The following is a 21,620-nucleotide window of genomic DNA, read 5'->3' as shown; positions in this document are numbered from 1 at the left end:
GCGCAAGGGGGCGGCAAGCGATGGCGGAGCCGGAGTTCACGGCCACGGGCGTGCGGATCGGCAAGCGGCTGCGTTCGCTCACGCGGGCCGGGCAGGTCCGGATCAACGACGGCAGGCTGGAGTTGCTCAACAGCTACGGCAGCGAGATCGACAGCGCGCCGGTGCAGGCGGTCCGGGCCTCCAAGCCGTGGTTCGCGCCGGACGACCGGGCGCTGGCCGATCTGAACGGCCAGCGGTACCTGCTGACGCTGGGTGAGCACGACCCGGCTCCGGGCGAGTCGGGACCGCCCGCGGCACGGCGGTTCATCGAGGCGGTGCGCCGGGCCGCCGGGCGCGGCGGCTGAGGAACGGCGCCCGGCGCGGACGCCGAGGAACCGGCGCCACTTCGCGCCGCAGCGTTCCGTCGCGGCGAGTTGCGAGAGCGCATCCGCTGCGTCACGCTGTTCTCACGTCACTCTGGGTTTACCGGCGATAACGCTGCGAACCAGCCCGCCGACCACGACAGCAGGCGGACGTTTGGACGCAAGCACCCTGCTGGATCCGTTGTTCTCCGTGTTCTTCCGGTCCGTCGGACCTCTACATCGGGGAGTCGCAGCCGTGACCAGTCATCCGAGCAGGCACTGCACGGTGGAGCTCCAGGCCCTGCCGTCGCGGATCGGCCAGGTCCGCAGAATCGTATCTGCACAGTTGCGCTACTGGCGTATGGACCCGTTGATCGACCGGGCCGCGCTCGGTGTGACGGAGCTGCTCAGCAACGTCCACCGGCACGCCAGGCCCGACAAGACGTGCACCGTCGAGCTGGAGTTGCTGCCGGACCGGCTCACCGTCTCGGTGCGCGACAGCGATCCCCGGCTGCCGGTGCCTGTCGTCCAGGCCGGGGACGCACCGGAGGCGAGTCCGCTGGCCACGTGCGGGCGGGGTTTGGCGATGGTGGCCGCGGTGAGCGAGAGCTGGGGGGCGCGGCCGGACGGCGAGCACGGCAAGGTCGTGTGGTTCACGCTGCCCGCGCCCCAGACGGCGCGCTCCCACCCGGCGGGCGGGCCGCGCCGTACCGCTCGCACGGCACGGCCGACGCCGGAACCCGCGCCCATGGCGCCCCCGGTGCCGGTCGCGGGGGCTCCCGTCACCGCCGCTGCGGTACTGGACGCGGCCGCTGCCCCCGCGGTGGCGCACGCCTCCACCGTGTCCGGGGCATAGGCTCCCGCCCGGCCGGCCGTTCCCGGCCGGCCGGGCGGTGAGACCCGGCTCCGGGCCACGCCCCTCGCGCCGGCTCCGACAGGACCGCGCGCCGCAGCCGCACGTGCGGCGCCGTCCGTTGTTTCCCCGGCCCGGGGGCCGGGGACCCCGAGCGCGGCGGTGGCCGCGATCGAGCACACGCCCCGCGAGCGTTCAGCCCGCCGCGACAGCACCCGGACGCGCCGCCCACCGGCAAACACCCCGCCCCCGACAGGACACCCGGGACCCCATCACGGCACACCCACACATCAGGCACCCCCCCACACACACCACAACCCACGGTGACATCCCCAGCACCTCCAGTCCCACCGCCCACCGGCAAACACCCCGCCCCCGACAGGACACCCGGCACCCCATCACGGCACACACACATCAGGTACAGCCCCGCGCCCACACGCGCGTTCAGTCCGCCGTGACGGCCCGCAGCACGTCCAGGTGTGCCGCACGCCGGGCCGGGCGCAGGCTCGCAAGGGCGCCTGCGGTCAGGCCGACGAGGGCCACCACGGCGAGCCGCGCCGACGGCAGCGCGAAGGCGAACGCGGTGTCGCTCGCGCCGTCGGAGGCCTTCACCAGCGCCCAGCCGAGGAAGCCGCCGAGGCCGAGTCCGCCGACCGTGCCGAACGCCGCGACCAGGACCGACTCCCAGCGGACCATGGCCCGCAGCTGGGCGCGGGTCTGGCCGACGGCCCGCAACAGCCCGATTTCCCTGGTGCGTTCGTGCAGCGCGAGGGTCAGGGTGTTGGCGAGGCCGAGCAGGGCGATGACCACGGCGAGGGCGAGCAGGGCGTAGACGAGGGTCAGCATCATGTCGATGCCGCCCGCCGACGACCGGGCCTACTCGTCGCGGGTCTGCACCGGGGGGTTGCCGTAGCGCGCCGCGGCCCGCTGCACCGCCGCCTTGCCGGCGTCGGCGGACACCCCGGGCCTGAACGTGACGGCGATCAGGGTGTCGGAGTCCTGAGTGCGGTGCGGCGCCCAGGCGGCCCGGGTGATGACGTAGTCGCCGGCGGTTCCGACCGGCCGTAGACGGCCCGGACGGTGAAGTTCGCGCTCGTGCCGTCGGTGAACGTCAGCCGGGCGGTGTCCCCGGCGCGCAGATGCCGCCGGGCGGCCTCCGTCCGGGTGACGGCGATGCCGTCGGAGCCGAGGGCGCGCAGCGTGCCGGAGCCGGAGGGGCCCGTGATCGCCGTGAAGCGTCCGGTGGGGAAGTCGACGGTGACGCCGTCGAGCGCGTGCACGGCGGTGTCGCCGCCGCCGTACACCTTCACCGCGTCGGTCACACCGGCCGCGGGCCGCAGTGCGGTCGTCGGGGTCATGCGGTGCCGCCCTTGCCCGTGCGGCCGAAGTGCTCCTCCAGGACCGACAGGCGGCGCCAGTACTCCTCCTCGTCGATCTCGCCGGAGGCGAAGCGGCGGCCGAGGACCGCGAGCGGCGAGTCACCGGCCGGGCGCCCGCCGTCGAAGGACCTCCAGGGACCGCCGCGCCCGCGCCAGACGGTGCGGCGCAGCAGCGTGACGGCGCCGATCGCGACGGCTGCCCAGATCAGCGGGAAGAACAGGATCCACGGGCCGGGCCCGCCGTGCCAGCTCGCCAGGGTCTGCATCTCGGGTCGTCTCCCTTGTCGTCGTGTCGTCCCCGGCGTCCGGGGATGCCACGAGACTCCCTCCGGCAGGGGGCCCGGGTCGTCGTGCGGCCGGCGGCACCCGGCGTACCTCGCGGGGAGTACGGCGGGGGCGGCCCGCTGCTCCGCGCGGAGCGACGCGGCGGGCGCGGGGGCGGAGCAGCGGGCCGCGCGATGGGCTGGCGCGTTGTAACTACTAGTATGTACAGTGGGTGCATGAGCACCTCGGAACGTCTGATCGAGTCCACACGCGAGCTGCTGTGGGAGCGCGGTTACGTGGGTACGAGCCCGAAGGCGATCCTGGAGCGCGCGGGCGCCGGCCAGGGCAGCATGTACCACCACTTCAAGGGCAAGCCGGATCTCGCCCTGGCGGCGATCAGGCGGACCGCCGAGGAGCTGCGCGGCACCGCCGAGCGCGTCCTCGGCGGTCCGGGCACGCCGTACGAGCGCATCGAGGCCTATCTGCTGCGCGAGCGCGACGTGCTGCGCGGCTGCCCGATCGGCCGGCTGACGATGGACCCCGACGTGATCGCCAGCGACGAGTTGCGCGCGCCGGTGGACGAGACGATCGCCTGGATCCGGCGGCGGATCGCGGACCTCGTCGAAGAGGGCAAGCGGCAGGGGCAGTTCGCGCCCGGACTGGACGGCGCGGAGATCGGCGCCGCCGTCCTCGCGACGGTCCAGGGCGGCTACGTGCTCGCCCGCGCCTGTGGCTCCCCCGCCGCCTTCGACGCCGGCGTACGCGGCCTGCTCTCCCTGCTGACCCCGCTCTCCGACGGAAAGGACCGCTGAGCCCCATGCACGCGATGCAGTACGAGTTGACCCTCCCCGCCGACTACGACACGGGCATCATCCGCACCCGGGCCGCCCGCGTCGGGCATCTGCTCGACGACTGGGACGGGCTCGGCTTCAAGACCTACCTGCTGCGCGAACGCGGGCGGTACGGCTCGCCGGTGAACCAGTACGCGCCGTTCTACCTGTGGAACACCGTCGAGGGCATGAACCGCTTCCTGTGGGGTGGCGCCTTCCAGGGGCTGGTGAACGACTTCGGCAGACCCGCGGTACGGCAGTGGACCGGACTGTGTTACGCCCAAGGCACCGCCGAGCGCGCCACGTTCGCAGTGCGGCACCGCCAACCTGTCCCGGAGGGGGTCGAGTTGGCCCTGACGATGGAGGCCGCCGTCGCCGAGGCGGAGCGACTGGCCGCGGCGGACGGGGCGGTGCTGGCGGCGGCCGCCGTGGACACGCGCGCGTGGGAGCTGGTGCACTTCTCGCTCTGGGAGCACGACGCCCCGAAGGCCGCGGGTGACGTCTTCCAGGTGCTGCACCTGTCGGCGCCCGGCCGGGACATGCTCCCGCGGGGCCGGCAGTGGTGAGCCGGGTCCGCACGGTCCTCGGCGACGTCGCGCCCGAGGAGCTGGGCGTGTGCGACGCGCACGACCACCTCTTCCTGAGCAGCCCGAGGTTCCCCGGCCAGGAGCTGAAGGACGTGGCCCTGGCCCGGGCCGAGCTGGAGGCGTTCCGGGCGGCGGGCGGTGCGTCCGTCGTGCAGTGGACGCCGTACGGCATGGGACGGCGGGCGGCGGACCTGGCGGAGTTGTCCCGGATCACGGGCGTGACGCTGGTGTGCGCCACGGGACTGCACCAAGCCGCCCACTACACACCGGAGTCGCTCACCGGGCTGCGCGGTCGGCTGGCCGAGGTGTTCGTGTCCGAGCTGACCGAGGGCATCGCCTCGACCGGGGTGCGGGCGGGGTTGATCAAGGTGGCGGGCGGCTTCCACGCTCTCGACGCGCACGCCCGCTGGACGATGGCCGCGGCGGCCGAGGCGCACCACGCCACCGGTGCGCCCATCGCCGTGCACCTGGAGATGGGCACCGGCGCGCTGGACGTACTCGACCTGCTGTGCGGCGAGTTCGGCGTGCCGGGCGACCGGGTGATCCTCGGCCACCTCAATCGCTCCCCCGACCCCGTGGCGCACCGGGAGGCCGCCGGATCGGGCTGCTGGCTGGCCTTCGACGGGCCCTCGCGCGCCCATCACGCCACCGACTGGCGGATGCCGGATGCGGTCCGGGCCCTGGCGGAGGCGGGCTTCGGCGACCGGCTGCTGCTCGGCTGCGACACGGTGCTCGCCGGCAGCCGGTCGGTCGACGGCGGGCCCGGTATGCCGTATCTGCTGCGCAGGGCCCGGCCGAGGCTGGTGGCCGAGCTGGGTGCGGAGCTGGTGGAGCGGGTGCTGACCGAGCATCCGGGGCGGGCGTTCGCGGTGGACTGGCGGTAGTCGCCCGCCCCTCGGGCCGCGGCTACGCCACGGAGATGTCCACCGACGGGCGGAGTTTCGCCGCCGCCGCCAGGGCCTCGTGCACGGGGTGTTCGACGAAGGCCGTCACCAGGCCGCGGTCCGCCGCGCCCTCGGCCGCCGGACAGGCGATCTGCTCGTACGCGGCCTGGAAGCGCGGGCCCCAGCGGCGGGCGCCGAGGCGGGCCGTGCGGGAGCAGTTGTCGACCATGTAGGCCACGTCCCGGGCGTGCATGTACGGCAGGAGGGAGTCGACGGCTTCGATGACCGACTCGTTGACGATCTCGGACCAGGGGTGTCCGCGCTCGGCGAACTCGTCGATCTGGGCGGTCATGGTGGCGATGAAGACACCGGCGGTGAACGGGTCGACGGACAGGGTGCGTTCGGCCCTGCGGGCCCGCACGCGGTCGCCCGCCGCCCACATCGGGGAGCCGCCGATGCGGCTCATCGGCCGTCGGCCGAACCGGTGTTCGGCGAGGATCACACTGCGCAGCTCGGTGCCGTCGGCGACCTCGTCGTAGATCTCGGCGACGAGTTCGCGGGCCGGTGCGTACGCCGCCGCGTAGGCCCGGTCGAAGACCTCCCGTCCGGCGCGGTCGAGTTCGTCGCGCACCGCGCGCAGGCCGGCGCGGGAGATGGTGCGGGCGATGGGCCCGGTGATGTTCTCGCAGGAGCGCTCGTACGCGGTCACCTCGTCGTCCCCGGCGAGCCGGCAGCGGGTGTACAGGCTCTCCACGATGCCGTGCACCGCGCCGAGCAGGATGGCGCGCTCGCCGACGATGTCGGAGCGGTACTCGCTCTCCAGGGTGGTGCGGAAGGTGTACGGCGAGCCCAGCGCGACCGACCACCCGAGGGCCAGGTCGGTGGCCCGGCCGTCGGGGTCGGCGTGGACCGCGAAGCTGCTGTTGATGCCGGCACCGTTGATCTGCGCGCCCTGCTCGTACAGGCGGCGCACGGAGTCGCCCATGCCCTTGGGGCAGACGGCGATCACGCCGTGCCCGGGCGGGAAGTCGCCGCCGGTCGCGCGCAGGTGGCCGAGCAGGAAGCCGTGCGAGAGTCCGACGACCGCACCCGGCCTGAGCGCGGCGAAGATCTCCTGGTGGTGGGCGGCGAGCGCGGAGTCGGCGATGAGCAGCAGCACGAGGTCGCTGTCGGCGGCCACGGCGAGCCAGTCGCCGAGGGTGCCGTCCTCCTCGGTGAAGCCGTGGGCGCGGGCGTCGGCGGCCGAAGCCGAGCCGGGGCGCAGGCCGACCGCGACCGTGATGCCGCTGCCGGCGAGGGAGTCGCGCAGGTTGCGGGCCTGGGCGCGGCCCTGCGGGCCCCAGCCGAGCACGCCGACGCGGCGGACGCCGGCGAAGGCCTGCGGCAGCAGCGGGAAGAGGTGCCGGCCGCCGCGCAGGACGGTCTCGGTGCCGCCCGGCACGTACATGCTCTCCAGGGGGAAGACGCGTGAGGTGTATGTGGTCGAGGTCATGGTCGAGTTGTAGGCTCCGGCCTTGTGTTGCGGCAAGCGCAAGATGTGCAGCGGGGCGTTGCGTGAGGTGAAAGACGGAGGTCGGCCGTGCGGGACGATCACCAGGAGCTGCGGCTGTTCCTCCATCTCGCGCAGTCGCTCAACTTCGGGCGCACGAGTCTGGAGTGCCATGTCAGCCCGTCGACGCTCACCCGGACCGTGCAGCGCCTGGAGTCAGAGCTGGGCCACCGGCTGTTCGACCGGGGGCCGCGCGGGGTGTCGCTGACGGCGGAGGGGCACCGGTTCCGCGCCTACGCCGTCCAGGCCCTGGAGTTGTGGCGCGCCTATCGTGAGGAGCATCCGGATCCCGCCGAACTCAGCGGCAGGCTGGGTGTGTTCGCGACGGTGACCGCCTGCCAGGCGCTGCTGCCCGAGCTGCTGGGGCCGTTCCGTGCCGCGCATCCCCAGGTGCGGCTGGACCTGCGCACCGGTGACGCGGCGGCGGCGCTGGCCCGGCTGGACGAGGGCGAGGTGGACGTGACCGTGGCGGGGCTTCCGGCGCGGTTGCCGGATCCGCTGGTGAGCCGCACGGTGGCGGTGACCGACCTGGTGCCGGTGACCGCGCGCGACCGCCCGGACCCCGGTCTCGACGGGCCGTTCGTGCTGCCGCACCGGGGGCTGGTGCGGGAGGCGGCCGATCGCTGGTTCCGGTCCCGGGGCAGGGTGCCGGACGTGGCCTGTGAACCGGACGGACACGAAGGCCTGTTGTCCCTGGTCGCCCTCGGCTGCGGCACGGGTGTCGTCCCCCGGCTCGTGCTGGAGCACAGCGCGGTCCGCGACCGGCTGACCGTGGTTCCGGCGGATCCGGCGCCGGAGCGGTTCCCGATCGGGCTGTGCGTGCGCCGGGCCGATCTGCGCAGGCCCCTGGTGGCGGCGCTGTGGAGCCTGACGGCTCACATGGCCGCGTAGGGCGGGCCGCAGGGGTGCTCAGCCGCGGGCGTAGCGCCGTACGACCGGGCGCATGTAGTCGACGTGCGGGCCGCCGAGCCGGTCCAGGTCCGCGGCCGAGCCGACCAACTCGATCCGGTCGAACTCGGGTTCCTCGCCACGGCCGGTCTGGGTCCGCGCCAGCTCCGCGTACCGGTCGTGCAACTCCCGCGCGGGGCGCGGGGGCGCGATGAACATCACGCCGACGCTGCCGCGTGCTCCCCGGGTGGTCAGCCACCGGGAGAGGGCGTCGGCCGGGGTGTCGGAGCCCGTCTCCTCGGCAAGTTCGCGGGCCGCGTGGCCGGCCAGCGCGGTGAGGTCCAACGCCTCTCCGGCGTCCGGGGGTTCGACGGTTCCGCCGGGAAGCTGCCAGCGGCCGGGCGTGGAGGTCGAGGCGGACATCCGGCCGACCAGCAGCCGGCCGTCGTCGGCGGGCTGGACCACCGATACGAACAGCGACGAGAGCGCGGGCGAGCCGGGCACGTGCCGCAGCGTGCGGTAGCGGTAGCTCGCCCGTGCCCAGGAGAGCACCAGGCCGTCCGGCCCGTCCCGGTCCAGCCCGGTGAGGGCGGCCACCGGGCCGTCGAAGAGGGCGGGGTTCGCCCGTACCCACTGCTGCCAGGCCCGGTCCATCGCCACACGGTGGCGCTCCCGTAACTCCGGCAGGGCCGTCTCGACCAGGCGGATGCGTACGGCGGTCAGGATCTCCACGGGCGCGACGGTCACCGCAGGGCCGCCAGCGGGTCGTCCAGGACCGGCTGCCAGGCCAGTTCGGCCGCGCCGACGAGGCTGTTGTGGTCCAGGGTGCACGGCAGGATCGGCACGCCGCCGCTCTGGCCCCACAGGCTGCGGTCGGCGACGACCGCGCGCAGCCGGCCGGGGTCGGCGCGCAGCAGGGTGCGGTGCAGTCCGCCGAGGATGATGCGGTCGGGGTTGAGGATGTTGACCAGCCCGGCGAGGCCGAGGCCCAGGCGGTCGATCAGCGCCTCGGCGGCCCTGCGGACGGCCGGGTCGTCGTACTGCGTGCCCAGCAGGTCGTTGGCCTGCTGCAGCAGGGAGACCTCGGGGCCGGGCTCACGGCCCGCCTCGACCAGCAGCGCCAGCGGGTCCGCCTCGACGTCCAGGCACCCCCGGCTGCCGCAGTGGCAGGGGCGGCCCTCGGGGTTGACGGTGAGGTGACCGACCTCCAGGGCGAGGCCCGAACTGCCGGTGTGCAGACGGCCGTCGAGGACGAGGGCGCCGCCGACACCGCGGTGTCCGGTGGCCACGCACAGCAGGTCGCGGGCGCCCTGGCCGGCGCCGTGCCGGTGTTCGGCGAGCGCGGCGAGGTTGACGTCGTTGCCGGCGAAGGCCGGGCCGGTGAGCCCGGCGGCGCGCACGCACTGCGCGAAGATCCGCCGGACGGGTGCGCCGACCGGCCAGGCCAGGTGGAGGGGGTTGAGGGCCAGTCCGTCGGGTTCGGCGACGGCGGACGGTACGGCCAGTCCGGCGCCCACGCAGCGGCGGCCGGTCGTGCGCAGCAGTTCGGCGCCCGCCTCCACCACCGAGCCGAGCACCTTCGCCGGGTCGGCGTCGATGGTCTCGCAGCCGGGTGCCGTCGCCACGATCCGCCCGCCGAGGCCGACCAACGCGGCCCGGAAGCCGTCGGCGTGGACCTGGGCCGCGAGCGCCACCGGCCCGTCCTCGGCCACCTCCAGCCGGTGCGAGGGGCGCCCCTGGGAGCCGGCCGCCGCGCCGGGGCGGGCGTCCACCCGGATCAGGCCGAGCGCCTCCAGCTCTGCGGCCACGGCGCCCGCCGTGGCCCGGGTGACCCCGAGTTCGGCGGTGAGCACGGCCCGGGTCGGTGCCCGCCCGGTGTGCACGAGCTCCAGCGCGGGCCCGAGCGCACCGCGCCCCCGGTCCAGCCGCGCCCTCGGGGTCGTTCTCTCCCCCGCCGTCCGGGGGTCCGCCTTGCCGCTCATGAGGGCGAGTCTCCCATGATCCGCATTCGTGGTGCCGCTGGGCGCCCGCTACAGGCCGCTCACCCGCAGGGTGATGTTCAGCCGTCCGGCCAGGCCCAGCCAGTGCGGTGCCGTACCGGGGCGCACGCGCGGCACCCCGTGGTAGGCGAGCCGGGAGGGTCCGCCGAAGACGAACAGGTCGCCGCTGCGCAGCTCCACGTCCGTGTACGGCCTGCCGCGCGTCTCGGTGTTGCCGAAGCGGAACACACAGGTGTCGCCGAGGCTCAGCGAGACCACCGGGGCGTCCGCGCGCTCGTCGGCGTCGCGGTGCATGCCCATGCGGGCGTCGCCGTCGTAGAAGTTGATCAGCGCGATGTCGTACGGCGCCGTCGGGACCGCCGCCGGGCCGAGCGCGTCGGCCACCGCGCGGCGGCCCAGTTCGTCGAGCCAGGCCGGGAACGGCTTCACCGGGGCGCCGTCGCCGTCGGCGACCGTGCGGGTGTAGGCGTACGGGTACGCGTGCAGGCCGGGGCACTCGGGGTTGTCCCGTGCGGGCCGCCCGCAGTGCGGGCAGCCTCGGACGGGACCCCAGTGCAGGCCCAGGCACACCTGTCTGGCGGTCATGGTGCCGCCGCCCGGGGTGCGCACCGTGCGCAGCCCGGCCGGGGGCCGCGCCCAGGCCCGGCAGGCGGTGAGCAGCTCGCGCTGCCGGTCGGCGCCCAGCCAGTCCGGGGCGTGCACGGCGCCCCGCGCGACCCGCGCGCGCTCCCTGGGAAACAGCTCCGCGTCCACGCGCTCCATCATCCCGCAAGGCGGCCGCACCGCCCCTGATCTGCGGCTCGGCTAGCCTGGGAGGCACGATGAGCGACCGCATGACGACACCGTGGGGCGAGGTCGAGCTGACCCGCTTCCCCGAGGACCCCCGCGACCGGCTGCGTGCCTGGGACGCCTCCGACACGTACCTGCTGCGCCACCTGGCCGAGGAGAGAGTGCCGCTGACCGGCGCGGTCGTGGTGCTCGGGGACCGCTGGGGCGCCCTGGCCACGGCGCTCGCCGCCCACCACCCGACGCAGATCACCGACTCCTTCCTGAGCCAGGAGGCGACCCGGGCGAACCTGGGCCGGGCCGGGGTCGAGCCCGGTGCCGTCCAGCTGCTCACCACCCAGGACCCGCCGCCGCAGCGGGTGGACGTGCTGCTGGTACGGGTGCCGAAGAGCCTGGCGCTGCTGGAGGACCAGCTGCTGCGGCTGGCGCCCGCCGTGCACGCGGGCACGGTCGTCGTCGGCACCGGCATGGTGAAGGAGATCCACACCTCCACGCTCGGGCTGTTCGAGCGGATCCTCGGCCCGACCCGCACCTCTCTGGCACGCCAGAAGGCCCGGCTGATCTTCTGCACCCCGGACCCGGCGCTGGAGCGCCCCGCGAACCCGTGGCCGTACCGCTACGCCCTCCCGCAGGACGTCGGGCCGGTCTCCGGACGCACGGTCGTCAACCACGCCGGCGTGTTCTGTGCCGACCGGCTCGACATCGGCACCCGTTTCCTCCTGGCCCACCTGCCGGGGCCGGGCGCTGCCCGGGTGGTGGACCTCGGCTGCGGCAACGGTGTCGTCGGTACGGCGGTGGCGCTGGCGGATCCGTCGGCCGAGGTGCTGTTCGTGGACGAGTCGTTCCAGGCGGTGGCCTCGGCGGAGGCGACGTACAAGGCCAACGGGGTGCCCGGGCACGCGGAGTTCCGGGTCGGCGACGGACTGGCCGGGGTGGCGCCGGGCAGCGTGGACCTCGTCCTGAACAACCCGCCGTTCCACTCCCACCAGGCGACGACCGACGCGACGGCGTGGCGCATGTTCACCGGCGCGAAGCGAGCCCTTCGGCCGGGCGGCGAACTGTGGGTGATCGGCAACCGGCATCTGGGGTACCACGTGAAGCTGCGGCGGCTGTTCGGGAACAGCGAGCTGGTCGCCTCGGACCCCAAGTTCGTGGTGCTCAGGGCCGTGAAGAAGGACTGAAGGGAAGTGGACCGACGACCGGCCCGTCGGGGACCGTCCGGTGGACGGGTTCGGGGCCCGCGGCGGCTCAGGACCGGTCCAGCACCCCGATGATCCGGCGCACCTCGCCGGCCATCGCCTCCCGGCCCACGCTGAGGTACGTGCGGGAGTCGACTGCCTCGGGGCGCGCGGCGAGGAACTCCCTGATCGCTCCCGTCATGGCCGCGTTGAGCGCCGTACCGACGTTGACCTTGGCGATGCCGCCCGCGACCGCCTCGACCAGCCCGTCGTCCGGTACGCCGGAGGAGCCGTGCAGGACGAGGGGGACGGCGACGGCCGTGGACAGCCGCTTGAGCAGGGCGTGGTCGAGGGTGGCGGTGCGCGTGGTCATGGCGTGTGCGCTGCCGATGGCGACGGCGAGCGCGTCGACGCCGGTGCCGGAGACGAAGTCGCCGGCCTGGTCGGGGTCGGTGCGCGCACCGGGTGCGTGGGCGTCCAGCGGAGGCCTGCCGTCCTTTCCGCCGATCTGCCCCAACTCCGCCTCGATCCAGAGGCCTTGGGCATGCGCCCAGTCGGCGGCGGCCCGGGTGGCGCAGAGGTTGTCGGCATAGGGCAGGCGGGCCGCGTCGTACATCACGGAGCTGAACCCCGCGCCGGGCGCCTGCCGCAGCAGGTCGTCGCTCTGCACGTGGTCCAGGTGCAATGCGACGGGTACGGCGGCCCGTTCGGCGGCGGCGACGGCCGCGCGGGCCAGCGGCAGCAGCCGTCCGTAGCGGAACTTGACGGCGTTCTCGCTGACCTGGAGGACGACGGGCGCACCGGCCGACTCCGCGCCGGCGATGACGGCCTCGACGTGTTCCAGGGTGATGATGTTGAAGGCGGCGACGGCGGAACGGGCCGCGGAGGCGGCGGTGATCAGCTCACCGGTGGACGCGAGGGGCACTTCGGGTGTCCTTCCGGAACGCGGGCCGTGGAGGGCCGGGGATCGGCGGGCGTCGGACGGGGGCGGCCGCAAGGCCGTCACGGACAGGGGCAGCGACCGGGTACGGCCGAGGGTGACCAGGGCCGCCGCGCGGTGATCGGGCGCGGCCGGGGTTTCAGGGGCTGAGGATCACGGAGCGGGCGAGGTGGCGCGGCCGGTCGGGGTCGAGGCCGCGCGCGGCGGCGACGGCGACGGCGAGCCGCTGGACGCGGACGAGTTCGGCGAGCGGGTCGAGTCCGCCCTCGATCCACCATCCGCCCGTGGCGGCGACCTGCCGGGCGAGCCCCTCGGGTGCCTCGCCGAGCATCCAGGTGGCCGTGCCCTCGGTGGTGATGCTGATCGGCCCGTGCCGGTACTCCATCGCCGGGTAGGCCTCGGTCCAGGACAGGGAGGCCTCGCGCATCTTCAGCCCCGCCTCGTTCGCGAGTCCGACGGTCCAGCCGCGCCCCAGGAACGTGAACTGGGTGCAGGCGACGAGCTGTTCGGGAAGAGGAGTGCCGAGGGCCGTGCGCGCGTCGGCGACAACGGAGTCGGCGTGCAGGCCGAGATGGGCGCGCAGGAGAGTGAGGGCCGTGGTCGCGAACCGGGTCTGGACGACGGAGCGTTCGTCGGCGAAGTCCAGGACGACGAGGTCGTCGGCGGCGGACATGACGGGGGTGTCGGGGTCGGCCGTGACGGCGGTGGTCCGCGTCCGCCCCTTCAACTCGCCGAGTACGTCCAGCACTTCCGTCGTCGTGCCGGAGCGGGTGAGGGCGACGACCCGGTCGTACGACCGCCCGTACGGGAACTCGGAGGCGGCGAACGCGTCGGTCTCGCCCTGCCCTGCGCCCTCCCGCAGGCCGGCCACCGCCTGCGCCATGAAGTACGAGGTCCCGCACCCCACGACGGCGACTCGTTCCCCGCGCTCCGGCAGCGCGGCCTTGTGCCGCTCCGCCCTCTCGGCGGCCCGCGCCCAGCACTCCGGCTGGCTGTTCAGCTCGTCCTCGACATGGGTCATGCCCACACCCTCCTCGCTGATTGTTCCTGCAAGATATAGCGTGATTTCGAGCAGAATCAAGCATCCACGCGCAGAGATTCGTGCGCTAGGGTCGCCGGGAAACACTTCGGAACGGAGGCTGCGGATGTCCCGGGACGCCCGCTGGAAGGCGCTGCTGGAACTGCTCGTGGAGCGCGGCCGGCTGGAGGTCGAGGAGGCGGCGGCCGAGCTGGCGGTGTCGGCGGCGACGATCCGCCGGGACTTCGACCAGCTCGCCGAGCAGCAGATGCTGGTGCGCACCCGGGGCGGAGCGGTGGTGCACGGGGTGTCGTACGAGCTGCCGCTGCGCTACAAGACGGCCCGCCGCGCCTCCGAGAAGCAGCGCATCGCCAAAGCCGTGGCCGGCCTGCTGGCCCCGGGCGAGGCGGTGGGGCTGACCGGCGGCACGACCACCACGGAGGTGGCCCGCGCGTTGGCCGTGCGCGGCGACCTGTCCAGCGGCGCACCGGCGTTGACCGTCGTCACCAACGCGCTCAACATCGCCAACGAGCTGGCCGTACGGCCCCAGTTCAAGATCGTGGTGACGGGCGGGGTCGCGCGCCCGCAGTCCTACGAACTCATCGGCCCGCTCGCCGACGGCGTGCTCGGGCAGATCACGCTCGACGTGGCCGTGCTCGGCGTCGTCGCCTTCGACGTGGCGCACGGCGCGGCGGCGCACGACGAGGCGGAGGCCGCGATCAACCGCCTGTTGTGCGAACGCGCCGAGCGGGTGGTGGTCGCCGCCGACTCCAGCAAGCTGGGCCAGCGCGCCTTCGCCCGTATCTGCGGAACGGAGCTGGTCAACACGCTGGTGACGGACACGGCGGCACCTTCGGAGACGGTACGCCGCTTCGAGGAGGCGGGGCTCCGGGTCCTGACGGTCTGACCACCCGCCGTCCCGGCCGGGGCAGGGCCGCGCGGAGGCGGTACGCGGCTCCACCCTGCCGAAGGCGGGGTCGTACAAGGCCGGGCTGGTGCGGGGGCCCCGTGTCGGCTGACCACGGCCGCCGACACGGAGGGGCCGCGCCCCACTGACGAGACCGGCCGGCGCGGAGGGCGCCGCGTCGTTCGGACGGGGCGGCGGCGCTCCGGCCGCCCTCGACAGGCCCGTACGAAGAGGGCCGCGCCTGGGCCGCACCGCCGTGACCGGCCCGCGCGGAAGAGGAACATGAGGCGCCGACGCGACCACGACCGGCCCGTGCGGAGCGGGACGCAGCGCACCGGCCCGACGACGACCGGCCTGTACGGAGGGATGCGCAGCGCGCTCGCCACCGCCGCACGAATCCGTACGCCACCCCGACCGCACGGAACCACCGCTCGTCACGGGCCCGCACACGATCACCGGCCCACGCCGACCCGCACACGATCACCGGCCCATGCCGACCCGCACTGCAACCACCGGTCCACACCTGCCCGCACGCAAACACCGGTCCGCACGGCACCACCGGTCCACACCGGTCCGCACAGAACCGGCGCGCCCCCGCCCGGTTCAGGCGCGGCTGAAATCCGCCTTGACGAATCCCGCGCCCCGTTGGTCGTTGCAGCCGGTCGATGACCGGTCGACCGGGTCGGGCCAGGTCTGCTGGGCCTGGAGCGCCACGCTCACCAGGGTCAGCAGCAGGTCGACGTCGCTCGCCGCGTCGAGACGCAGGGTCACCCACTGGGAGCCGGGCACGATTCTGATCGCACCGGAGTCCTTCATGTCCTTGGCGAAGCGCCGGATCGCCCGGTCGGTCAGCCGGAGATCCACATCGCGGTCCGAGTGGAAGTGGGCGATCTCGCCCTGGGCCGAACTCACCGCCTGTCCCAGGCCGCAGCTCGGGACCGCCTGACTCAGGTCGGGCCAGGTCGCCAGTTGCGCGAGAGCGCGCGAGGCCAACGTCATGGGCCCATCATGGCCCGCTCACCCCTCGGCAACCAGGTCGTGAGCAAGCATTAACCGACCTGTATCCACCCGGGGACCGCGCGCGGAACCGCTCAGGCGGCCCCGAACCCGCCTCGCCCCACCCGGTGTTGACGGCACGGCCGATGCGAGGCCAGACAAGTCGGCGCAGGTCAAGGCCACATCGCCCGCTTCACCGGCGTCAGGCGCCTACCCCCGCAGTCGCGGCGATCCGCTCCGCACGTCAGGCCGCCACCGCCGTAACGGATATGGACGCACCGCCCGGCCGTCTCGCGATGTGAACACTCTCGGCCAACGCTCCTGGGCGAGCCGCCCCGGAAGCCGCTTGCCCCACCCTCCACCTGACCCTAACCTGGGTTTGTGCCGCAAATAAACAAAACCCGATCGCACAACGTCGTGCCGGGCAGCAGTCACGATCTCTCCCGGCTCCGGATCGCCCTGACCGCCTTCTTCGCCCTGGACGGCTTCATCTTCGCGGGGTGGGTCGTCCGGATCCCCGCCATCAAGGAGCAGACCGACGCCTCTGCCAGTGATCTGGGGCTGGCCCTCCTCGGGGTCTCCGCCGGGGCCGTGATCACGATGACCCTCACCGGGCGGCTGTGCCGGCGGTACGGCAGCCATCCGGTCACCGTCGTCTGTGCCGTCCTGCTCTCCCTCAGCGTCGCCCTGCCCCCGCTCACCCACTCCGCGCCCGCACTCGGTGCCGTGCTCCTGGTCTTCGGCGCCGCGTACGGCGGCATCAACGTCGCTTTCAACAGCGCCGCCGTCGACCTGGTGGCCGCGCTGCGGCGGCCCGTCATGCCCACCTTCCATGCCGCGTTCAGCCTCGGCGGCATGATCGGGGCCGGCCTCGGCGGGCTGGTCGCCGGCGCGCTCTCCCCCACCCGGCATCTGCTCGGCCTCACCGCCACCGGCCTCCTCGTCACGGCCGTCGCCGGACGTACCCTGCTCCGGCTGGAGCCTCCCGCACCGCCGGAATGCAGCCCGCCACCGCAGCCGAGGACCCCACAACCCAGGACCACAGCCCCGACCACCACACACCCGGAAACCCCGCACCCAGGCGGCGCGCACGGCGACGCCTCTCGGGGCGGCCGCCGCGGGCTGGTCCTCGTCTTCGGGCTGGTCGCACTGTGCACGGCCTACGGGGAGGGTGCCATGGCCGACTGGGGCGCGCTCCACCTCCAGCAGGACCTGGCGGCCTCGTCGGGTGTGGCGGCGGCCGGGTACTCGTGTTTCGCGCTGGCCATGACCATCGGCCGGGCGACCGGGACGACGCTGCTGGAACGCCTCGGCCGGGCGCGCACCGTGATCGCGGGCGGCACCGTCGCGACGGCCGGCATGCTGCTCGGTTCCCTCGCGCCCTCCGTGGGGGCGGCCCTGATCGGCTTCGCCGTCACCGGGGTCGGACTGGCCAACCTCTTCCCGGTCGCCGTGGAGCGCGCGGGCGCGCTGACCGGGCCGTCCGGAGTCGCCGTCGCCTCGACCCTGGGCTACGGCGGCATGCTCCTCGGGCCGCCCTCGATCGGCTTCATGGCCGACTGGTTCTCCCTGCCGGCCGCGCTGACGAGCGTGGCCGCCCTGGCCGCCGTCGCCGCACTCATCGGAGTCACGACACGGCGGACCATGGGACGCTGACCGGGCCAGGCCCAGCCGCAGCCGCAGCCGCAGCCGCAGCCGCCCGGCGGAACGAGGGTGGTCCGGAAAGGGCGGAACGATCGGCGGGAGCAACGCGGGGTCCGGCCTCACCGGCTCCCCGGCCGCTGCGGCGCCGTCACTCGGCGCCGGGCAGCATCCTCGCCAGCACCGCACGCTGCACGGGCCGCACCCGGCCGTGCAGCGTGCGGCCCTTGGCCGTCAGCGCCACCCTGACTCCGCGCCGGTCCTCGGCGCACATGGCGCGATCGACGAGGCCGTCCTTCTCCAGACGGCCGATCAGCCGGGACAGCGCGCTCTGGCTGAGATGGACCCGTTCGGAGATCTCCTGCACGCGGTAGGCGCAGCCGCCGTCGGCCGCCGCTCCCTCGGCCAGCAGGTCGAGCACTTCGAAGTCGCTGGCGCACAGGCCGTGTTCGTGCAGCGCCCGGTCCAGCTCGCACTGGGTGCGGGCATGCAGGGCCAGTATCTCCCGCCACTGCTCCACGAGGGCCTGCTCGGCCTTCTTCGCCGCCATGAGCGCACCGTAGCAGAGAACCAAGATTGTTGCATCGTAATTAAATGCATTTGCATCTCATGCGCATGCATGTACTGTCTGCGGCATGACTTCTCCGCTCGCCTCCCCCGCGGCCCCGTCCCCGGCCGTCCGCTGGACTCCTCGCCTGTGGGGCACCCTGCTGGTGCTCTGCGCGGCGATGTTCCTCGACGCGCTGGACGTGTCGATGGTCGGCGTCGCGCTGCCCTCCATCGGCTCCGACCTGCATCTGTCCACCTCGACGCTGCAGTGGATCGTCAGCGGCTACATCCTGGGCTACGGCGGCCTGCTCCTCCTCGGCGGACGCACCGCCGATCTGCTCGGCCGGCGCCAGGTGTTCCTCGTCGCCCTGGGCGTCTTCGCGCTCGCCTCGCTGCTGGGCGGACTCGTGGACTCCGGTCCGCTGCTGATCGCCAGCCGCTTCATCAAGGGACTGAGCGCGGCCTTCACCGCGCCGGCCGGCCTGTCGATCATCACCACGACGTTCCCGGAGGGCCCGCTGCGCAACCGTGCCCTGTCCATCTACACCACCTGCGCCGCCACCGGCTTCTCCATGGGCCTGGTGCTCTCCGGCCTGCTCACCGAGGCCAGTTGGCGCTTCACCATGCTGCTGCCCGCGCCGATCGCCCTCATCGCGCTGGCCGCGGGCCTCCGGCTGCTGCCGCGCAGCGCCCGCGAGGAGAACCACGCCGGCTACGACATTCCGGGTGCCGTCCTCGGCACCGCGTCGATGCTGCTGCTGGTGTACACCGTCGTCCAGGCCCCCGGGGCCGGCTGGGCCTCGGCCCGCACGCTGCTGTCCTTCCTCGCCGTCGCGGTGCTGCTGACCGCGTTCGTACTGGTCGAGCGGCGCTCGCCGAGCCCGCTGATCCGGCTGGGCGTGCTGCGCTCGGGCAGCCAGGTCCGCGCCCAGCTCGGCGCGATCGCCTTCTTCGGCTCCTACGTCGGCTTCCAGTTCCTCACGACGCTGTACATGCAGTCCCTGCTCGGCTGGTCCGCGCTGCACACGGCGCTCGCGTTCCTGCCGGCCGGCGCGCTGGTGGCGGTGTCGTCCACGAAGGTCGGCGCGATCGTCGACCGGTTCGGCACGCCCCGGCTGATCGCGCTCGGCTTCGCCTTCATGGCCCTCGGGTACGCGCTGTTCCTGCGCGTCGACCTCGACCCGGTGTACGCCGCCGTCGTCCTGCCCTCCATGCTGCTGATCGGCGCGGCCTGCGCGCTGGTCTTCCCCTCGCTCAACATCCAGGCCACCAACGGGGTCGAGGACCACGAGCAGGGCATGGTCTCCGGGCTGCTCAACACCTCGGTGCAGGTGGGCGGCGCGCTGTTCCTGGCCGTGGTGACGGCCGTGGTCACCGCGGGGGCTCCCGCGCACGCCACGCCGCGGGCCGTGCTCGACAGTTACCGGCCCGGCTTCGTCGTCGTGACCGGCATCGCGCTCGCCGGCCTGCTGATCACCCTCACGGGACTGCGCAGCCGTCGTGGCCGACCGTCCGTCGTGGTCGCCCAGTCCGTGGTGCGCGAGGCGGAGACGGAGCGTGTCGCGGTGCGTGACTGAGCGCCCGGCGGCGGTGCGCGTCGCGGGGTGCCGGGACGGACCGGCCGGCGCCTGCCGCGCCGTACCGTCGATCGCACCAGCGCGGCGGCGCCGCACTTCGACGTAGGCCCGCGTCCTTTCAGAGTCCCTTCGCCCGGCCGGAGTTGGCTTGCCCGGCCGGGCGCACGTCTGTGAGGCTGGACGGATGGACAGCCACGGGGGACGCCGCACCAAGGCCCAACAGGACGCCGCCACGGTCGAGATCGGGTACGCGCTGGTCAGCGCCGCGTTCGCGGCGGCGGTGCTGTTCGGGGCAGTGGCCGGGCCCGCGCTGCTCTTCGAGCTCCCCGGCGTGGTGTCCACGGCCTTGAAATGGCTCGCCCTGACGGTCACGCCGGTCGTCTTCGCGGCCCGCGTGGTCACCGTCCTGGTGCGCTTCCGGCGCGGCGGCCCTCAGCCCAGCCAGCCGGGGCGCACCAGCCCCGACTCGTAGGCAAGTACGACGAGTTGGGCGCGGTCGCGGGCGCCCAGTTTCACCATCGCGCGGCTCACATGGGTCTTGGCCGTGAGCGGGCTGACCACCAGGCGGCGGGCGATCTCCTCGTTGGACAGGCCGATGCCGACCAGCGCCATCACCTCCCGCTCCCGCTCGGTGAGGCGGGCGAGGGCGCCGACCGCGGCGGGTTCCTTCGAGCGGGCCGCGAACTCGGCGATCAGGCGGCGGGTGACGCCCGGGGACAGCAGCGCGTCCCCCTCGACCACCGCCCGTACGGCGCGCACGAGTTCCTCGGGCTCGGTGTCCTTCACCAGGAAGCCGGAGGCGCCGGAGCGGATCGCCTCGAAGACGTACTCGTCGAGTTCGAAGGTGGTGAGCATGACCACCTTCACGTCCTTCAGGTCCGCGTCGCCGGTGATGCGCCGGGTCGCGGCCAGGCCGTCCAGCAGGGGCATGCGGATGTCCATCAGGACGACGTCCGGGGCCAGTTCGCGCACCCGGCGCAGCGCCTCCTCGCCGTCGGCGGCCTCACCGGCCACCTCGATGTCCGGCTGCGCGTCGAGCAGCGCCCGGAAGCCGGCCCGGACGAGGGACTGGTCGTCGGCGAGCAGTACCCGGATCACTGGTCCTCCCTGAGACGCGACGGCAGTACGGCGAGCACCCGGAAGCCGCCGTCGGGGCGCGGGCCCGCCTCGATGGTGCCACCCAGCGCGGCCGCCCGCTCCCGCATCCCGGCCAGCCCGTTGCCGCCGCCGCCGGCGTCGGCGCCGGTCGCGGGCCCGTCGTCGTCGACGCGCAGCCGCAGCGCGTTCCCGTCGTGGGCGAACGCCACGCGCGCGTGCCGCGATCCCGAGTGCCGTACGACGTTGGTGAGGGCCTCCTGGACGATGCGGAAGGCAGCCAGGTCGGCGCCCGGCGGCAACTGCGGCGGCGTGCCCTCGACCTCGACGGTCAGACCGGCCGCGGCCGCCTGCTCCACCAGCTCGGCCAGCCGGTCGAGGCCCGGGGCCGGGGCACGCGGGGCGGCACCGGAGGCGCGCAGGGTGTCGAGCACCTGGCGCACCTCGCCGAGGGCCTCCTTGCTGGCGGCCTTGATGGTGGTGAGCGCGGTCCGCGCCTGCTCCGGGTCGCTGTCGAGCAGTGCGAGGCCCATGCCCGCCTGGACGTTGATGACGGAGATGCTGTGCGCGAGGACGTCGTGCAGCTCCCGGGCGATCCGCAGCCGTTCCTCGTCCGCGCGCCGCCGGGCCGCCTGCGCCCGGTCCGCGCGCTCCCGGGCCCACTGCTCACGCCGTACCCGGGCCAGCTCGGACACCGCGACGACGGCCAGCACCCAGGTGCCGACGACGATCTCCTGGGTGACGCCCGCGCCCTTGTCCCCGGCGGGCGGCAGCCAGCGGTACAGCCAGAGAGCGACCAGGGCGTGCCCGGCCCACAGCAGCCCCACGGAGGCCCAGGCGGCCCGCCGGTGCCCGGCGACGACGGCGCTGAAGCAGCCCACCGCGACCGTCAGGTAGACCGGCCCGTACGGGTAGCCCGCGGCCAGATAGCCGAGGGTCACCGCGGCCGTGCCGAACGCGACGGCCACCGGGTGGCGGTGCCGCCACAGCAGCAGGAGCGAGGCGACGAGCAGCAGCGCGCGCCCGTAGGGGTCGAGCGGCACCCGGTGCTGCTGGGCGTGCGCGGCGAAATTGCTGCCGACGAGCACGAACACGGTGAGCAGCACGGTGGAGCGCCAGGGCCGGCGGGGACCGTGGTCCGGGACCGCCCCGTCCGGACCGCGCGGCCCCACGGGCCCGTACCGCGCCCACGGAGGCCCGTACCGCCACCGCGACGAGGGGGCGTGCTGCTCTTCCATGCCGCCACGCTAGACGCCGCCGGCGCGGCGGGGCGTCAGCCGGGCGAGGTGATCACTCGTACTCCCGGGGAAGTACGGCGCCCCTCCCCTGCCGGCACCGGCCCGCCCGCGCCTAGTGCC

Annotated in this window: 22 protein-coding genes and 2 pseudogenes; 11 read left to right on the top strand and 13 right to left on the bottom strand. The window is 74.1% G+C overall.

The features are described 5' to 3' along the window. The first annotated feature begins 20 nt into the window (after nt 1-20). Nucleotides 21-344, top strand: a complete 324-nt coding sequence (locus tag ACZ60X_RS12035; RefSeq protein WP_469596678.1) for a hypothetical protein — start codon at nt 21-23, stop codon at nt 342-344. A gap of 253 nt (nt 345-597) precedes the next feature. After that, nucleotides 598-1,197 carry an ATP-binding protein gene (locus ACZ60X_RS12030; RefSeq protein WP_469596676.1) on the top strand — a complete coding sequence of 200 codons (600 nt, stop codon included), beginning with the start codon at nt 598-600 and terminating at the stop codon, nt 1,195-1,197. 441 nt (nt 1,198-1,638) lie between these two features. Here ACZ60X_RS12030 and ACZ60X_RS12025 read toward each other — a convergent pair. The 3 genes and pseudogenes from ACZ60X_RS12025 to ACZ60X_RS12015 form a co-directional block, all read right to left on the bottom strand. Further along, nucleotides 1,639-2,399: pseudogene (locus ACZ60X_RS12025) on the bottom strand (ABC transporter permease); the annotation flags it as partial. Further along, nucleotides 2,390-2,552 (bottom strand): annotated as a pseudogene (locus tag ACZ60X_RS12020) (ABC transporter ATP-binding protein); the annotation flags it as partial. The pseudogenes ACZ60X_RS12025 and ACZ60X_RS12020, both read right to left, overlap by 10 nt. Further along, nucleotides 2,549-2,839, bottom strand: a complete 291-nt coding sequence (locus ACZ60X_RS12015) for an SHOCT domain-containing protein (protein ID WP_469596673.1) — start codon at nt 2,837-2,839, stop codon at nt 2,549-2,551. The gene ACZ60X_RS12015 and the pseudogene ACZ60X_RS12020, both read right to left, overlap by 4 nt. Nucleotides 2,840-3,058: 219 nt before the next feature. Between ACZ60X_RS12015 and ACZ60X_RS12010 the strand changes: the two genes are divergently transcribed. Genes ACZ60X_RS12010 through ACZ60X_RS12000 form a run of 3 tightly spaced genes read left to right on the top strand, consistent with a single transcriptional unit; the run spans nt 3,059 to nt 5,138 of the window. Then, nucleotides 3,059-3,649 (top strand): TetR/AcrR family transcriptional regulator, encoded by a 591-nt coding sequence (locus tag ACZ60X_RS12010; RefSeq protein WP_469596670.1) that lies wholly within the window; start codon nt 3,059-3,061, stop codon nt 3,647-3,649. 5 nt (nt 3,650-3,654) lie between these two features. Further along, a complete protein-coding gene (locus ACZ60X_RS12005; RefSeq protein ID WP_469596667.1) occupies nt 3,655-4,233 on the top strand; it encodes a DUF4865 family protein in 579 nt (192 codons plus the stop codon). After that, complete coding sequence (locus tag ACZ60X_RS12000; RefSeq protein WP_469596664.1) at nt 4,230-5,138, top strand: phosphotriesterase family protein; 909 nt, start codon at nt 4,230-4,232, stop codon at nt 5,136-5,138. Before ACZ60X_RS12005 ends, ACZ60X_RS12000 begins: the two co-directional genes overlap by 4 nt. Nucleotides 5,139-5,160: 22 nt before the next feature. Here ACZ60X_RS12000 and ACZ60X_RS11995 read toward each other — a convergent pair whose 3' ends face one another. Next, the gene (locus ACZ60X_RS11995; protein WP_469596662.1) at nt 5,161-6,630 is read right to left on the bottom strand and encodes a ketol-acid reductoisomerase; all 1,470 of its coding nucleotides are present in this window, start codon (nt 6,628-6,630) and stop codon (nt 5,161-5,163) included. A gap of 87 nt (nt 6,631-6,717) precedes the next feature. On the opposite strand from ACZ60X_RS11995, the gene ilvY reads away from it, so the two are divergent. Next, a complete protein-coding gene (ilvY, locus tag ACZ60X_RS11990) occupies nt 6,718-7,578 on the top strand; it encodes an HTH-type transcriptional activator IlvY (RefSeq protein ID WP_469596659.1) in 861 nt (286 codons plus the stop codon). An 18-nt stretch (nt 7,579-7,596) separates the two neighbouring features. Here ilvY and ACZ60X_RS11985 read toward each other — a convergent pair whose 3' ends face one another. The 3 genes from ACZ60X_RS11985 to ACZ60X_RS11975 are packed head-to-tail and all read right to left on the bottom strand — an operon-like array spanning nt 7,597 to nt 10,328. Further along, nucleotides 7,597-8,307 carry an NUDIX hydrolase gene (locus tag ACZ60X_RS11985; RefSeq protein ID WP_469596657.1) on the bottom strand — a complete coding sequence of 237 codons (711 nt, stop codon included), beginning with the start codon at nt 8,305-8,307 and terminating at the stop codon, nt 7,597-7,599. Between the two features lie 11 nt (nt 8,308-8,318). Then, nucleotides 8,319-9,557, bottom strand: a complete 1,239-nt coding sequence (locus ACZ60X_RS11980; RefSeq protein ID WP_469596655.1) for an ROK family protein — start codon at nt 9,555-9,557, stop codon at nt 8,319-8,321. Nucleotides 9,558-9,605: 48 nt separating this feature from the next. Continuing rightward, complete coding sequence (locus ACZ60X_RS11975; RefSeq protein WP_469596653.1) at nt 9,606-10,328, bottom strand: alpha-ketoglutarate-dependent dioxygenase AlkB family protein; 723 nt, start codon at nt 10,326-10,328, stop codon at nt 9,606-9,608. 80 nt (nt 10,329-10,408) lie between these two features. On the opposite strand from ACZ60X_RS11975, the gene ACZ60X_RS11970 reads away from it, so the two are divergent. Continuing rightward, nucleotides 10,409-11,542, top strand: coding sequence for a methyltransferase (locus ACZ60X_RS11970; protein ID WP_469596650.1), 1,134 nt, complete (start codon nt 10,409-10,411; stop codon nt 11,540-11,542). 67 nt (nt 11,543-11,609) lie between these two features. Here the strand turns inward: ACZ60X_RS11970 and ACZ60X_RS11965 are convergent, their stop codons facing one another. Both ACZ60X_RS11965 and ACZ60X_RS11960 read right to left on the bottom strand, forming a co-directional pair. Next, the gene (locus ACZ60X_RS11965) at nt 11,610-12,464 is read right to left on the bottom strand and encodes a class II fructose-bisphosphate aldolase (RefSeq protein ID WP_469596647.1); all 855 of its coding nucleotides are present in this window, start codon (nt 12,462-12,464) and stop codon (nt 11,610-11,612) included. Nucleotides 12,465-12,618: 154 nt separating this feature from the next. Then, nucleotides 12,619-13,500, bottom strand: coding sequence for an SIS domain-containing protein (locus ACZ60X_RS11960; protein ID WP_469596644.1), 882 nt, complete (start codon nt 13,498-13,500; stop codon nt 12,619-12,621). A gap of 124 nt (nt 13,501-13,624) precedes the next feature. Between ACZ60X_RS11960 and ACZ60X_RS11955 the strand changes: the two genes are divergently transcribed. After that, nucleotides 13,625-14,404: a DeoR/GlpR family DNA-binding transcription regulator gene (locus ACZ60X_RS11955; protein ID WP_469596642.1), complete on the top strand. Its 780-nt coding sequence runs from the start codon at nt 13,625-13,627 to the stop codon at nt 14,402-14,404. A 603-nt stretch (nt 14,405-15,007) separates the two neighbouring features. Here the strand turns inward: ACZ60X_RS11955 and ACZ60X_RS11950 are convergent. Further along, a complete protein-coding gene (locus ACZ60X_RS11950; RefSeq protein ID WP_469596639.1) occupies nt 15,008-15,403 on the bottom strand; it encodes a luciferase domain-containing protein in 396 nt (131 codons plus the stop codon). 414 nt (nt 15,404-15,817) lie between these two features. Between ACZ60X_RS11950 and ACZ60X_RS11945 the strand changes: the two genes are divergently transcribed. Further along, nucleotides 15,818-17,056, top strand: coding sequence for an MFS transporter (locus tag ACZ60X_RS11945; RefSeq protein WP_469596636.1), 1,239 nt, complete (start codon nt 15,818-15,820; stop codon nt 17,054-17,056). Between the two features lie 136 nt (nt 17,057-17,192). Here the strand turns inward: ACZ60X_RS11945 and ACZ60X_RS11940 are convergent, their stop codons facing one another. Further along, complete coding sequence (locus ACZ60X_RS11940; protein WP_469596633.1) at nt 17,193-17,591, bottom strand: MarR family winged helix-turn-helix transcriptional regulator; 399 nt, start codon at nt 17,589-17,591, stop codon at nt 17,193-17,195. 85 nt (nt 17,592-17,676) lie between these two features. On the opposite strand from ACZ60X_RS11940, the gene ACZ60X_RS11935 reads away from it, so the two are divergent. Both ACZ60X_RS11935 and ACZ60X_RS11930 read left to right on the top strand, forming a co-directional pair. Continuing rightward, a complete protein-coding gene (locus ACZ60X_RS11935) occupies nt 17,677-19,167 on the top strand; it encodes an MFS transporter (RefSeq protein WP_469596630.1) in 1,491 nt (496 codons plus the stop codon). Between the two features lie 184 nt (nt 19,168-19,351). Beyond that, nucleotides 19,352-19,639, top strand: a complete 288-nt coding sequence (locus ACZ60X_RS11930) for a DUF6332 family protein (RefSeq protein ID WP_469596628.1) — start codon at nt 19,352-19,354, stop codon at nt 19,637-19,639. Here the strand turns inward: ACZ60X_RS11930 and ACZ60X_RS11925 are convergent. Next, nucleotides 19,600-20,265: a response regulator transcription factor gene (locus ACZ60X_RS11925; RefSeq protein WP_469596625.1), complete on the bottom strand. Its 666-nt coding sequence runs from the start codon at nt 20,263-20,265 to the stop codon at nt 19,600-19,602. The genes ACZ60X_RS11930 and ACZ60X_RS11925 overlap by 40 nt on opposite strands. After that, nucleotides 20,262-21,500 (bottom strand): sensor histidine kinase, encoded by a 1,239-nt coding sequence (locus ACZ60X_RS11920; protein ID WP_469596621.1) that lies wholly within the window; start codon nt 21,498-21,500, stop codon nt 20,262-20,264. The genes ACZ60X_RS11925 and ACZ60X_RS11920 overlap by 4 nt, the downstream gene beginning before the upstream one ends. Nucleotides 21,501-21,620 lie beyond the last annotated feature (120 nt).

The sequence above is a fragment of the Streptomyces sp. NPDC104106 genome, assembly GCF_055584345.1.
The sequence above is the reverse complement of the archived record's forward strand: the minus strand, read 5'-3'. Positions and strand labels throughout refer to the sequence as shown.